The organism is Lentisphaerota bacterium (assembly GCA_016873675.1).
Lineage (GTDB): Bacteria > Verrucomicrobiota > Kiritimatiellia > RFP12 > JAAYNR01 > VGWG01.
On record VGWG01000024.1, the window covers coordinates 16,971 to 31,075 of the forward strand.

12 protein-coding genes are annotated in these 14,105 nt (G+C 65.5%); 3 read left to right on the forward strand and 9 right to left on the reverse strand.

The window, feature by feature from the left end; all coding sequences use genetic code 11:
* The first annotated feature begins 104 nt into the window (after nucleotides 1–104).
* Together FJ222_04970 and larC are read left to right on the forward strand one after the other, a co-directional pair.
* On the forward strand, nucleotides 105–1,955 hold the full coding sequence (locus tag FJ222_04970; GenBank protein MBM4163773.1) for a DUF4445 domain-containing protein: 1,851 nt from the start codon (nucleotides 105–107) through the stop codon (nucleotides 1,953–1,955).
* Nucleotides 1,955–3,196: a nickel pincer cofactor biosynthesis protein LarC gene (gene larC, locus FJ222_04975; GenBank protein ID MBM4163774.1), complete on the forward strand. Its 1,242-nt coding sequence runs from the start codon at nucleotides 1,955–1,957 to the stop codon at nucleotides 3,194–3,196. The genes FJ222_04970 and larC overlap by 1 nt, the downstream gene beginning before the upstream one ends.
* Here larC and FJ222_04980 read toward each other — a convergent pair.
* From FJ222_04980 to trxA, 8 genes are all read right to left on the reverse strand, one after another.
* Nucleotides 3,144–3,944, reverse strand: a complete 801-nt coding sequence (locus FJ222_04980; protein ID MBM4163775.1) for a 16S rRNA (uracil(1498)-N(3))-methyltransferase — start codon at nucleotides 3,942–3,944, stop codon at nucleotides 3,144–3,146. The two genes, larC and FJ222_04980, sit on opposite strands and share 53 nt — an antisense overlap.
* 8 nt (nucleotides 3,945–3,952) lie before the next feature.
* The gene (locus FJ222_04985; protein ID MBM4163776.1) at nucleotides 3,953–4,783 is read right to left on the reverse strand and encodes a diaminopimelate epimerase; all 831 of its coding nucleotides are present in this window, start codon (nucleotides 4,781–4,783) and stop codon (nucleotides 3,953–3,955) included.
* A 23-nt stretch (nucleotides 4,784–4,806) separates the two neighbouring features.
* The gene (locus FJ222_04990) at nucleotides 4,807–7,002 is read right to left on the reverse strand and encodes a hypothetical protein (GenBank protein MBM4163777.1); all 2,196 of its coding nucleotides are present in this window, start codon (nucleotides 7,000–7,002) and stop codon (nucleotides 4,807–4,809) included.
* A gap of 130 nt (nucleotides 7,003–7,132) precedes the next feature.
* Complete coding sequence (locus FJ222_04995; protein MBM4163778.1) at nucleotides 7,133–8,974, reverse strand: DUF4340 domain-containing protein; 1,842 nt, start codon at nucleotides 8,972–8,974, stop codon at nucleotides 7,133–7,135.
* 28 nt (nucleotides 8,975–9,002) lie between these two features.
* Nucleotides 9,003–10,469 (reverse strand): hypothetical protein, encoded by a 1,467-nt coding sequence (locus FJ222_05000; GenBank protein ID MBM4163779.1) that lies wholly within the window; start codon nucleotides 10,467–10,469, stop codon nucleotides 9,003–9,005.
* Between the two features lies 1 nt (nucleotide 10,470).
* On the reverse strand, nucleotides 10,471–11,217 hold the full coding sequence (locus tag FJ222_05005) for a hypothetical protein (protein ID MBM4163780.1): 747 nt from the start codon (nucleotides 11,215–11,217) through the stop codon (nucleotides 10,471–10,473).
* Entirely contained in the window at nucleotides 11,214–11,969 is a 756-nt protein-coding gene (locus tag FJ222_05010; GenBank protein ID MBM4163781.1) for an ABC transporter ATP-binding protein, read from the reverse strand. The genes FJ222_05005 and FJ222_05010 overlap by 4 nt, the downstream gene beginning before the upstream one ends.
* A 35-nt stretch (nucleotides 11,970–12,004) precedes the next feature.
* On the reverse strand, nucleotides 12,005–12,325 hold the full coding sequence (trxA, locus tag FJ222_05015) for a thioredoxin (protein MBM4163782.1): 321 nt from the start codon (nucleotides 12,323–12,325) through the stop codon (nucleotides 12,005–12,007).
* 182 nt (nucleotides 12,326–12,507) lie between these two features.
* On the opposite strand from trxA, the gene FJ222_05020 reads away from it, so the two are divergent.
* Complete coding sequence (locus FJ222_05020) at nucleotides 12,508–13,134, forward strand: cobalamin-binding protein (GenBank protein ID MBM4163783.1); 627 nt, start codon at nucleotides 12,508–12,510, stop codon at nucleotides 13,132–13,134.
* Between the two features lie 315 nt (nucleotides 13,135–13,449).
* On the opposite strand, the gene FJ222_05025 is transcribed toward FJ222_05020, so the two are convergent.
* A complete protein-coding gene (locus FJ222_05025) occupies nucleotides 13,450–13,794 on the reverse strand; it encodes a hypothetical protein (GenBank protein MBM4163784.1) in 345 nt (114 codons plus the stop codon).
* Nucleotides 13,795–14,105 lie beyond the last annotated feature (311 nt).

Sequence of the window (14,105 nt, forward strand, 5' to 3'; positions counted from 1 at the left end):
TGGGCATTTCCGATGCGGCGGCGGTTTGTGATCAGGTGCAGCGCGCCCCAAGCCGCGTTGTTTTGTTCACGCTGGCGGCTCTGTGTGCACGGTGACGGAGGACTATGGAGACTCAAATACGAGTGACGTTCCATCCGCAGGGTCGGGCGGTGTCGGTCTTGCGCGGGACGACGATTCTGGAGGCCGCCGCCCGTGCCGGGCTGGTGATCGAGACGCCGTGCGGCGGCGCCGGCACCTGCGGCAAATGCCGGATCCGGATCATGCAGGGATGCGGCGTGCCGACGGCGACCGACGAGCGGGTGTTTTCCCCTGCGGAATTAAAGGATGGCTGGCGGCTGGCGTGCCGCACAGTGATCGTCCGCGAGATGGTGATCACCGTTCCGCAAGCATCCCTGTTCGGCGACGAGCACCAAATCCTGGCGACGTCCGATTCCGGCGCGGCGCCTGAGATCCTCCCCGGAATCCGCAAGATTTATGTGACGCTGGCTCCGCCGACGCTGACCGACGATGCGCCGGATCTGCTCCGTCTGGAACAGGCGATCGGCCCGTTCAAGGCCACACTGCGGCTGATTCGCCACGTGTCCGCCACGCTGCGCGCGAACGGGTTTGCAGGCACCGCGGTTCTCGACGATCACACCCTGATTGACTTCGAGGCCGGGGACACGCACGCGCGCTGTTTCGGCGTGGCCTTCGACATCGGCACGACGACCCTGGTCGGCACGCTGCTCAATTTGTGCACCGGCGAAAAGCTCGCAACCGTCTCGCGCATGAATCCGCAGGTCAGTTTCGGAGACGACGTGCTGTCGCGCATCCATCAGGCTGCATCCTGCGGAAGCGGCCTCGACGAGATGCGGCTGGCGCTGACAAACGAGGTGGCGGCCATGATTGATGCGCTGGGCGCGGGCGCGGCCATTTCCCGTGAAAACATTTACGCGGCGGCTTTTGCCGGCAACACGACCATGGAGCACATTCTGTGCGGACTCAATCCGGCGCAACTCGGGGAGACGCCATTCGTGCCGATGCACGCGCGGGGGTTGCTCGTTCCCGCAGGCGAGCTGGGCATCCCCATCCATCACGGCGCGCGGGCGTATCTCTTCCCCATCATCGGCGGATTCGTGGGCGGCGATACGGTCGCCGGCATGCTGGCGACCCGGATTGACCGGCATGAAGAGACCGCGCTTCTGGTGGACATCGGCACCAACGGTGAGCTTGTTCTGTCGCACCACGGCGTCTTCTACGCCGCCTCGACGGCGGCCGGCCCCGCCTTTGAAGGCGCCCGCATCGCCTGCGGCATGCGGGGCACGCACGGCGCAATCGAGAAGGTGGTGTTTGACGATGACGTGCGGCTGGAGGTCATCGGCAACGTCGCGCCCACGGGCCTCTGCGGCAGCGGGCTGATCGATCTGATCGCCGAGCTGCTCGCCTGCGGCATCATCACTCCGGAAGGACAGATGCTGGCGCCGGACGAGCTGCCGGCCTCGCTGCCGCCCGCGCTGGCCAGGCGGGTGGAGTCGGACGAAGACGGCACCGTCCGCTTTGTCCTGTCCGAGGCGGGAGCGGGATGCGGGTCTTCCCCTGTGGCGCTCACCCAGCGCGACGTTCGAGAAGTGCAACTCGGGAGCGGGGCGGTGCGCGCGGGCATCATCCTGCTCATGCGGCAGGCCGGGCTGGACGTGTCGGACCTCGGCATCGTGCTGATCGCCGGCGGTTTCGGCAACTTCATCCGGCGTAGCAGCGCGCAGCGCATCGGCCTGTTGCCCGGGGGGATCGCCCACACGCGGATTCGTTACGTGGGCAACGTGTCGCTGGCCGGAGCCCAGGCCGCGTTGCTGTCGGGAGATGCGCGGCGCCTCGGTGAAGACCTGGCGCGGCGCATCACGCATGTGGAGCTCTCCACGATGGAGGGTTTTCAGGACGTTTTTGCGGACGCGATGGTTTTTCCAAGGAGTTATTGATGCGCGTGATTCGTTTCGACCCCCTCGGCGGCGCTTCGGGCGACATGATCCTCGGCGCGCTCGCCGGGATCGGCGCCGACCTGCATGGCATCTTCCAGGAGCTGTCCGCCCAGCTTCCGGATCCCGTCGGGGTGGTCGTCTCACCGGCCGATTCCCACGGCCTCCACGGCCTCCGGGCGTCGGTCTCCACCGAATCCACCGCGCATGACCGGTGGGTGGACGTCTCGCCCCACGCCGGCGCTGAGCACGGCGGGGGTCACCATCACCACCCCGAACACCGGACGTTGGCCGACGTGGCGAACCTCCTCGGCGGGCGGCATCCGCTCGCGCTGCGCGTGTTCGAGCGCCTGGCCGAAGCCGAGGGGCGCGTTCACGGCCGAGCCCCAAGCGCCGTTCATTTCCACGAGGTGGGCGCGCTCGATGCAATCGCCGACATCGCCGGCGCCTGTCTCGCCCTGCGTCAACTCGGGGTTGACGGCGTGTCGGTGGGTCCCCTCCCCTGCGGCACCGGAACGCTCACCTGCGCCCACGGCATCATGCCCAACCCCGCGCCGGCCACCCTGCTGTTGCTCGAAGGCCTGGAAACCGTTCAGACCGATGAGCCGTCCGAGCTGGTCACTCCCACCGCCGCCGCCCTATTTACAACCTGGACGCGCGAACTGACCCCTCCCCCGCCCCGCCTGCGGGTGATCCGCAGCGCGTTCGGGTTTGGCCGGCGCACCCTCGTCGGCCGTCCCAACGCCCTGCGCGCCACGTTGCTGGAAACCGAGGCGGCTGGATCAACCCCCGATGCGTCCGGGACGGAATCCGAACTCTGCGTCCTGGAGGCGAACCTCGACGACTGCAACCCGCAATGGGTGGGCGACCTGATCGCGCGCGCCTTGGCTGCTGGCGCTTGCGACGCGTGGGCGACCCCGGCCACGTTCAAGAAGGCGAGGCCCGGAATCGTTTTCTCCGTCCTGGCGCCCGGCGGACTGATCGCCGCGATCGAGCGGCTTGTCTTCACGGCCACCACCACATTCGGCGTGCGTCGTTATCCGGTTTCCCGCTCCATCCTCGACCGCCGTTTTGAGACGGCCTCGACGCCCTGGGGGGCGGTGCGGGTCAAGATCGGCTCGCGTGACGGTCAGGATCTGGTGCGGACGCCGGAATACGAGGACTGCGCCCGTTTGGCGGACACCGCCGGAATCACACCCCGGCAGGTTTACGAAGCAGCGGCGCGGTTGGTGACATCGGCGTAACACACCCCTTTGCTGTCTGGCCGTCAAACAGCCGTCCCAGCGTCGCCAGCAACGCCACGCATGCCGTATCGGTGCGGAGGATTCTGCGTCCCAGAGAGAGCCGCCGGAAGCCGTGCGACTCAAACAGGGCCACTTCGTCATCCATCCAGCCGCCTTCGGGGCCGACCGCGATCACCGGGCGGCGCCCCTCCGCGACCATCGGCCAACCTGTTTCGTCCGTCGGCGCGGCATCCGGGTGGGCAATAAAACAAACCGCTCCCGCCGCGATCGCGGGCAGCCGCAAGTCGGCGAAGCGCTTCAGCTTCGGCTCGATAAAGACGTGCGGAACCCGGGTCGTCCCGGCCTGCATCAATCCCTCGATGAGCAGCGGACGGTACGCTGCCGGGCGCAGCCAATGGCTGCCGAAATAGCAGGCCTCGACCCGAGCCGCGTGGATCAAAAACAACCGGCCGACGCCCAGAGCTGCAACTTGCGCCCACAAGCGTTTCAGGACGCGCGGACGCGGCATCGCCAAGATCAGGTCACACCAGGGCTCGGGGCCTTCGCCTTCCAGCGTCAGCGCCAATTCAACACCGGATGCGTCGCAGCGGACGACCTCGCCGAGACCGAGCTTGCCGTCGGCAACGCCGACCTTCAACGCCTGTCCCACGGTCGCGCCCAGCACGTTCCTGATATGGTCGGCGCGGTTGTCACTCAACTCGACGCGGCCGTTATGAATCTCCTCGGGTTCCACCACGATCCGATTCATCCGTTACGTCACTCCATCTCCCGCTCCAGCCCATCCAGATCGATCTCGCCGGTGTAGACCTCCCGCGCCGGTCCGGTGAGGGTCAGGCCCGTGCATTTGCGATCCCGCCAATCCCCCCCGATGATCAACTCGTAGCCCGTGGGGGTGCGCGCGTAAACGGGCAGGGTGAGCCCGAGCCGCTCGACCGCCGCGACCGCGCAGGCAACGGCGCCCGTGCCACACGCGCCCGACTCCCCTTCGACGCCCCGTTCGTACGTCCGCATGGCGAAACGGTCGGGCGCGCGGTACACGACAAAATCGACATTCGTCCCCTCGGGATCGAACGCCGGGTGCTGCCGCAGCGCGCGGCCCCAGGCGAGGATGTCGACCGATGCGAGGTCGTCGACCTGCACCACGAAGTGAGGGACGCCGGTGTTAATAAAATCGCCTGTAAACGTCCGGCCGGCCGCCTGCACGACCATCGCGTAGTGCTTCCGCGTCGGTTCAGGCATCCAGACCTTCACCCCCTGAGGCACCAGTTCCGCATCCATCAGCCCGCACATCGTCTCCAGGGTCATGGCCCGTCCCGCCGCGCCGATGCCGTGAGCAAAGGCTGCCGCGCAGCGCGAGCCGTTGCCGCACATTTCCACCTCGGTTCCGTCGGGGTTGAGGAACCGCATGCGAAAATCGGCCTTATCGGAAGGCTGGATCAGGATGATCCCCTCGCAGCCCACGCCGACCCGTCGCGCGGCCAGGGCCGCCATCAGAAAATGATCCTGCCAGGGGACCAGCCCCTGACGGTCGTCGATCATGATGAAGTCGTTGCCCGCGCCGTGCATCTTGGTGAATGCAATCTTCATGCTGCCTCCCTCTTCCCGAACGCTCACTCCCTGCCAAACACCCGAAGCATCAGCGCGCGCAGGTCGTTGGCAGACTGATCGGCCGGCACCTCGGCGCCCGCGCTGACGTCGATCAGGTCCGACAGGATGGACAGGGATTCCTGGAGAATCAGGTCATCTTCCTCATTCTTGCGCCCCGCCCGGACCGCGCCCTCCTCCTCTTCCTGCATCTTGCGCAACTCCCGTTCGGCCGCGGCCTGGGCGCGCCGAGCTTGCCGTTCGAGCGGGATCGTCGTGTTCTCGGACATCTCACGCACATGCTGCACGAGCCGGCTGTAGGTCCGATACCGCTTATTCGCCGCCAGCCTTTCCGCCGCACGGGCGCGCAGTTCGGGTATCCAGGCCCGCGTGTCAAAGATCGGGGCATAGATCGCTTCGGGCACCTGCGTCCAGGGCAGCGGATTCGTGAGCTGGTCCTCGCCAATATCCAGGGCGTCCAGAATCGACGGCACCACCACGTCCGGAACCACGCCGCGCAACTGGGTTGACGCGCCGGTCACCCGGTAATAGTTGGCGGTCGTCAGCTTGATCGACCCCGACTTAGAGCCGTTTAGCGGGAGGACGGACTGCACAGACCCCTTTCCATGCGTCTTGGAGTCCCCCACAATGACCGCCCGGCCATAATCCTGCAACGCGCCGGCGACGATCTCCGAGGCCGAAGCGCTGGTGCGGTTGACAAGGGTGACCAGAGGCTTGCGGAATGCCGGAGGCGCGCCGGAATTGGGCATAGCCAACACCTGCACCTGCCAGGCTTCGCGCACCTGAACCACAGGCCCCTCGCGCAGAAAAAGCGCGGCCAGATGGACGGCCTCGCGCAACGCCCCGCCGCCGTTATTGCGCAGATCCAGCACCAGACCTTCCACCTTCGCGTCGTTCATCCGCGCGATCTCGCGCGCCACATCCCGCGTGCAACTCCGGTATCCCGGCGTATTCGGCGGTTGCATCGAGCCATAAAAGATCGGGAGCGCGATCACGCCCAGCGTGCGCTCCCGCCCGTCTGGAAGCGTGATCCGCTCGACCCGGCCGGTGGCGGCCTGTTCCTGCAGATTCACATCATCGCGAACGAGGTCTACCCGCCGCGTGGTGGCCCCGGTCGGATCGGAGGCCGAGATCACCAGCAGCACCACACGGGACCCTTTTTTGCCGCGAATCTTGAGCACGGTCTTGCTGAGCGGCAGGTGGAGAATGTCTTCGATCGGCTCGTCGCCCTGGCCGACACCGATGATCTTGTCATTGGGGCGCAACCGGATGTCGCGCGTGTCGCGCGCGGCCGGTCCGCCGGGGATGAGATCAACCACCAGCGCCGTGCCATCCTCGGGACGCAGCGTGGCGCCGATCCCGCTCAGCGACAGGTTCATTTCAATTTCAAAGTCCCCCTGCTTTTCAGGCGAGAGATAATCCGAATGCGGATCATAGGCGGCTGTGACCGCGCTCATGTACCGTTGAAACACCCAGTCCGCATCGCTGTCGTCCAGAACGATCTTGAACTGCTCGTAGCGCTGTCTGACGAACTGCTCGGGCGTGCGCGCCAGCAGCTTGATCGCGGCCGCCCCGATCGCGTCGGCGGGGTCATCGCCTGCGGCAGCCGGACCTGTGGCCGTGGGGGCCGCATTGGTCGGCGCGGCGGCCGCGTCGCGCCTGGCCGCATCCCCCTCGCGGGCGATCGCATAGCCCAGGTACTCGTTTTTGATCCGCCGCCGCCAGAGGTCGTCCTGGTCCGCAACCGATGCGGGCCAGGCGGCGTTCTTTCGCTTCCAATCGAAGGACTCGTCAACGGAGAAGTCAATCGGCCGGGCCAGCATGTTCGTAACAAAGAGAAACCGTTCCTGCAGCCGCTCCCTGAATACGGCAAAGACATCGAAGGCGAATTGCACATCGCCGCTCTTGAGCGCATCGTCAAGCTTGTCAAGCATGGGTTCAAAGCGCGCGATGTCTTCCTGCCGGAAATACGCGCGATCATAGTCGATGGCCGTGAGCAGGTTGGTCCAGGCGCGCGCCGAGAGGGCGTCGTCAAACCGCCTCTGCACCAGATGCCCCCGCTGCAGCGCACCCACGATCTGGCGCGCAACCGCCGCAAAATGGGGCTGCGGCCGAAGCGGTCCGCCGCCCGGCTCCTCAGCCGCCCGGCACGAGGCGCACACCAACGCGAGGAATGCCACGCTAAACAGCCTTCGAATCATTTTATCTCCTCTGGGCGGTGGCGACCGTGTGCCGCCCTTACAACGCCTGTTTCAGTATCTCGATGAGCCGGAACTCCGTTAAACAGAGGGAAGATTATCCCCTATTACGGGCTGTTCTGGCAAGTCACGCCTATTCGCGCGTCAGGCGGGATTCCAGCAACGTCACGACATTGGATGCAATCTGGTAAATGACGTCATGCCCGAGAACGCTGACATAGCGTCCGCCGTTCGCCGCGACCCGGCCCACACGCACACTCCGCCGCAGCGCCTCATCGGATGCAACATCCACCGTCAGCTCCATCCATGGCTCGGACATGCCGAATGCCGCCACATCCTGCGCCCCCGCGCCCAGCCGCACCACGCTTTCGGCCCGCCACTGGCTCACGAGCGCCGCCCACGTCTTCAACGCCTCGGCATCGGCCGTGCCGGTTCCGGCGACCCATTGCCCGTCGCCATCGCCGCCCTTCCGTTCAACAAACTCCTGCCGACCCGGCCCCTTCACCGTAATCCGGCGGATGGTTTGCACGGGCAGCGCCAGAATGGTCCGATCCACCAGTTCCAGCACGCCCACGCTGCCGATGATCTGCGGCGGCAGATTGCTCGCGGCCACGACAAACACCATCGGCACCGGCGGAAGCGTGAGATCGTAACACCCGGTCTCGCGAACCGATTGCGCAACCGACACGCGCTGGGTGGATCCGTCGGAGAAGGCAAACTCCATCCGACAGAGCGGCTCATTCGTGATCGCCACGGCGTTCACATCGGGATCCACCAGTCGTTCCGCCTGGAGCGCCAGGAATCGGGTCACAACCTCCTCGACCGTCGGTCCGTCGGCCTCGCCCTGCACCGGTGCCTTCAGCCGCCAGAGTCCGGCGAGACCTGAGGCCTGGCGATTCAGTTCCACCGTCTCGTCCGCATACTGTATGATCAGCCGGCGCAGGGCTGCCGGCGACCGATCAAACAGCCTCCGGCTGCGAATCGCCTCGACACCCGCCGGCAGGCTGGTGAGGACCGTGTTGCTCACCGCCACGATGCTGTTGTCATCGGGTGTCAGCGCGTACACGAGCCCCGAATTTCCATCGACTTCGCGCCCGAAACGGATCCGCGCCCCGACCGGGTTGCCGTTCTCCCAGACCTGGACCTGAACCGCTGTCTCCGTGTCGAGTCCGTAAAATACCAGACGCGACCGCAGGACACCCGATGCCCGATCGAGGCCGTTTGTTTCCCCCTCCGCCAGGATGAACCGCTCGATCCGGACGGCCTGCAGCGCCTCGATCGCATCCTCCACTGCCCGGTTCGCGGCCCGCCCGGAAAGCGGCTGCACGAGCTGCCACAGATCGCCCTCGCGCACCACCTTGATGTAAGGAACCCCCGGCCGGCGGACCTCCAGCGCCGTCACCTTTCCGAAAGGCTTTCGAAGCAGCGTGCGGTCGCGCCAGTGCTCAAGCGAGGAGGGAAATGCGTTGAATATCCGGCGATCGGTCACGCACACCACGTCTCCGGAGCGATCCACGACCGCATACACCTCGTGACCCGATGGGGTTGGCGCGCCGAAGGCGGCCTCGGCCCGGAACTGGGGTCCCTGGACAACCACGCGGCCGGCAGGCGGCGCCAGGCCGAAGTCGCCCATGGTCAGATTCCGCCGGCGGATGTCGTGCGGCGGCAGGCGATCCAACAGTGGCGCCCGCTCCAGCAGATCCAGAAACCGCATCACCTCGGCCGAATCCGCACCCGTGGTCACCGGCTGAACCAGATTCCACTGCGCACCGGCCCGCTGAAGCTCGAGACGATAACCGTCACGCTCCACGACCAGCGAATCCACCTCGCCAAACCGCGTCGGAATCAGCCGTCCAGACGGTCCGGCGTCTGCCGCCGTCCATCGCCTCCGATCGGGTGGATCGACAAGCCGCAAAACGATCAGCGAGACGCCGACCGCCACGAGCAGCATACCGATTGTCCGGATTCTCGCCACGTAAAACCCCGTCTGATTGTGTGTGTCGTCAGCCCGCCCTGTGCCGTCTGACCGCCACCACGCCGCCAACCACCAACACCGCGCCGGGAAGGACCCCGACCACCCAGAAGATCACCCGCATCCACCCGGCGCGGTCCAGCCCGCAGGCGAGCGCCGCGTCGCCGCCCAGCGACGGCTGCGTGGCCGCGTCGATGCCTGTGAGCCAGTTCAGCATGTTGAGCAGCAGGTCGCGGTTGGCGTTCAACCGCATGCCCAACATGCCGTTCGAGATAAACGACGCCTCCCCCAGCGCCACGATCTTCGTCGGCTTGAAGCCCAGTTCCGCCGACGTGCCGCCGCCCAGTTCCGCCGACGCCGCGACCACGACCGGCCCGGCGATGTCGGTCGCCGGGTCAAAACGGGGAGGATCCTCGGCCCCCGCCTCACCCCATCCATCATCCGCAGTCAGCGCCAGAGCCGTCACGCGAATCCGGTCCGCCCCCTGGACGTCGCTCAAACTAAGCGTGACGATGCACCACGGCGCCAGGAAGACCGTCGCCGTGTTGCCGAACATCCGCGTGATCGGATGGTCGGCATACGCCGTGATCACCCGGTCGCCACCCGAAAGCGTGCGCGTGCTGATCGCCCGGAACGGCGTGATCACGAGTCCCCATCGCGCCAGCACCTCCTCCAGTCCGGATCGGCCGCTGGAGGGCGCCAGATACAGCAGCCGGCCGCCCTTGTTCAGATAATCCTGAACCCATCCCACCTCTTCGGGCGCAACCGCATGTTGCGGCGCGGCGACCACCAGCGCCGCCGCATCACTGGGGACCCCCTTGGTCTCCCACAGCCGGATGTCGCGCAAGTCAAAGCCGTTGCGCGTGATTTCACGCGCAACGTCGGAGTACCCTGTCTGGGGATCGTAATCGCCCGTGGCGGCCTCGCCATGGCCGGTCAACCAATACACGATCGGCGCGCCGCCCCGTCCCAGCCGCTCGATCGCCGCGGCGCAGACCGACTCGCCCGTAAACCGCCGGGTTTCCTCGCCGGAGGCATCCGGTGCCACGGTCATCAATTCGCCAGCGCCAACCACCAGACGCTGGCCGCTCCCCTCGAAGACCAGCGTGTCCGGTGCGACTCCCTTGTCGATCAGCCGGCGCGCCTCGGCCAGATCCCGGCGCGGATCGACAACGGCGACGGTCAGCAACGCGCGGCCTCCCGTCTTCGCGGCGGCCTGCAGTCCGATCAATAACCGCGCGACGGGACGCCGGACGGGGTGCCCCGAGACGATGAAGGAGGTGATCCGGACCGGTTCGGTCGTGCGTGCCAGAATCTCGCGCGTCCGCTCCGAAATCCGCCCGGCCCCTCGAATCGGCAATTCCCACACGGCGTTCAAGCGGATCGCGGCGCCGGTCATGGCGACGGCCGCCGCAACCGTCAGCGCAGCCGCCACACCGCCCGTCAGACGCGCCTTCAGCCGCCGCACGCCGACCCGCTCTGTTTTCCCTGGCACCATCTTAGCCTGTCCGAATCTGACGCGCCTCAAGGAGCAGCGTCGTTAGAAAAAGAAATCCCCGCGCCGCCGCGCCATAACAGACCACGGGGGCCAGCGCCAACAGGCCGCTCGCGGCATCGGCCGCCCATCCGGCGGCGGGAAAACCGGCGGCGGCAAGGGAAACCCCCGGAAACCAGGCACCCGCGGCCGCCTCAACCGCCAGCGGCACGACGAGGCAGACGAACAACGAGCAGGCGGCGGCGGCGGCCTGCTGTTCACAGGCGAGTGAGAAGAAAATCCCCACCGCCGTCCAGAGGGCAAGCTGGATCATCAGCGTCACAATCCCGGCAACCAGCGGCCACGCCGCGATTCCGTCCGCCAGCCTGGGCGAGAGCCAGGGGAGCAACACCGTCGGCGCCAGGCCGGCCAGCGCCAGCCCCGTGAACCCCATCAGAAACGCCGATTGAAACTTGCCCCACACGACCTGCGACTCCGAGATCGGGGCCGTCAACAGCGTCTCCAACGTGCCCGAGGCCCGCTCCGCGCTGAAACTCCGCATCGTGGTGAGCGCGCTCAAGAAGGGAAGCCAGAAGGCGACCGATCCGACCCACAGCGCCGGTACCAAGACAAAACCGCCCTCGCCGCGGCGCAACGCATCCACCAGTGACCAGCCGCTGGCGGCCAGAAAGGCGGCCGCCTGCACATAGAATGAAACCGACGCAAACGCGGCGCGCGCCTCGCGTTGGAACAAAACCCCCGCCCCCGTCATCCGCCACCTCCCTGAGCCGCCACCGAGACCTCGTCCGTGTCGAGCCCGGCAACCGCGCGGGACAGCGTCCGCACCAGCACGCCTGTGTCGCAACCGGTTGCACGGCGCGCCGTGACCAGCCGCCCGTCGCGCAACACGAGAAACCGGGTGCAGATTTCGGCCATCCCCGCCACGTCATGGCCGGTCAGTATGACCGCCGAACGCACCGACATCGCCGCCACCGTCTGCCTGAGCGCCTGGCCGTGGGCCAGGTCGAGACCGGCAAACGGATCGTCCAGCAGCAGCACTTTGGGCTGGGCAAGGATCGCATCGGCCAGCCCGACCCGTCGCCGGAAGCCCGCCGACAACGCCCCGACCGGTCGCCGGATCACCTCGTTCAGGCCGCACGCCGCCGCCACATCCTTGACGCGCCGCGCCGTCCGCCGCCAGCCCAAGCCCCGTAGCCGGCCCCGAAAGGCCAGATAGTCGCCCACACGCATGTCGTCATAGAGCGGACAGCGTTCGGGAAGGTAGCCCAGAACACCGTAGTAGCCCACTTTGTCGGCAAACACGCTGCGGCCGTCGAACACCACATCGCCTGACTCCGGCTGAAGATAGGCGGCCAGCACCCGCATCAACGTCGTTTTACCGGCCCCGTTGGCGCCCAGCACGCCCACGACCTCGCCCGGAGCCACGTCGAACGAGACGCCGTCGAGAGCCGTCCTCTGGCCATATCGCCGCACAATCTGTCTCACCTCGAAAAGCATGGACATCCTCGCCAGGCCCGACCCATCGCGCAAGCCCGGCGTCAGCCTGCAGCCGTGATGGCCTGCACCAGAGCCGCCGCCTGTTGCAGACCGACCAGGGTCTGGATGACCTGGCCATCCTTGAAGATCAGCAGCGCCGGGATGCTGCGGATGCCATACTTAACAGCCAGATCGCGATTGTCGTCCACATTGACCTTGGCGATCACCGCCTTGCCCGTGACGGTCTCCGCCACCTTCTCCAGGATCGGCGTCTGCATCTTGCACGGTCCGCACCACGGCGCCCAGAAATCAACGACGGTCACGCCCTTCGCCACCGCCGCATCAAAATCGGCCCCGGTCAAATCCTTCAAAGCTCCACTCATCGTGCACCTCCCCGTGTTGTCAGAAAAGAGCGCTAGTATGGCATGTCTGCCCCCCAGTGTCCACCCCTCAATGATTCTCGAAAAAACCTTTACTTTTGGGTCCCATCTGTTGCAGACTGACCCGTCGCTTGAACCAAACCAGGTTCGAGGTCGGCGGGTTTTATCCAGGAGGATCGTAAAGAATGAGCAACGAAGCGATTTGCCAGGCCTTGATGAAAGGGCGCGCGGCTGAAGTTAAAACACTGGTTCAGCAGGAGCTCGATGCGGGCGCCAAGCCGGCCACAATCCTGAACGAAGGATTACTCCAAGGCATGGGCATCATCGGCGCGAAGTTCAAGAAGAACGAAGTCTATGTCCCCGAAGTGCTGATCGCCGCCCGCGCCATGAAGGCGGGCATGGAAATCCTGAAACCCCATCTGGTCGCGGCGGGCGTCCAGCCTCTGGCGACAGCGGTCATCGGCACCGTGAAGGGCGATCTGCACGACATCGGCAAGAACCTCGTCGGCATGATGCTCGAGGGTGCCGGGTTCCGGGTGGTTGACGGCGGCATTGACGTCCCGCCCGAAAAGTTCATCGAATTGGCCCGGACCCATGGCGCGCGCGTGATCGGCGTCTCGGCTCTGCTCACCACGACGATGACCAACATGAAGCTCGTGGTCGACGCCGTCAAGGAATCGGGCATCGGCTGCAAGGTGATGATCGGCGGCGCGCCGGTCACCCAGGCCTACAGCGACGAGATCGGCGCGAGCGGCTACGCCCCCGACGCCGCCTCCGCCGCCGACTTGGCCAAGAAGCTCTGCGTGGCCTGAACAGCCCCGACAGTCTCAGGCGGAATCTCTGACTAAGACAGGCGGTGGACTCCGGTTCGCCGCCTGTCCGCTTTCCCCGAAATGGGTATCCGCCGTTTACCAAGCGGTTCATCCGTCTCTCAGACGAAGCAGAATCGGGGACAGGCAAATTGTGCGCGGGTCTTAATCTTGAGTCTTAATCTGCCGTCGTGTGTTATTGCTTGCCTGTTCCGGATTCACTCGGATTCCCTTCGATTCCCTTGAATGGGTGGTTGATGTGCGCGAAGATCCAAGTCCGGAGGCTGCCGATACCGTTGACTGCCGCAACCGCGCTGTTCAGCTCGTCCTTTCCAGTACATAGGCTTCCATTCCGGAAATCACAAATACGGTGCGGTTCCTATTATCGACCCAATATACAGTCGGGATAACGCCATCTCCGGTCAGTTCAAAAACCCGGAAGTCAACCCATTGGCCATCGCCACAATCCAGTGATATTTTCTTCCGAAACCTGATTGTCTGGTTTTTATGAATGGCATCGAATTCGTCGAGCACTGGAAACCGAAGCTCCGCGATGTTGTTCTCCGCCATGTTCTGCGCTACCGCAGGCAAGCCCCACTTCCAACACAGCGGCATCGGCCCATACCGTTTTGTGATCGGCTTCCCCTGAGTTGTGATGGTCACGACTCCATTCTCCGCCTGCCCGATAGTGGTTACTGCGGTTCCGCCATAAGCGGGCTCTGCGCTAGAGCGTGCAATTCGTGACGAGATATTCCATTGCTCTGGTGAAACGACAGCGTCAGCTTTGCACTGCACGGTTCCTGTCACGAAATACTTAAAGTTCTGGGCACTTCTATTGATTCCGTTACACTAGCATCCCATAGGCTCAGCCCACGGACAAAAAATGCTGACCGGGCGGCCGAACGCCTGTAACCTACAGGCGCATGAATAACAACACAAGTCGACGGCGCCGCCAAGCGCCCCGCGCCCGCAAA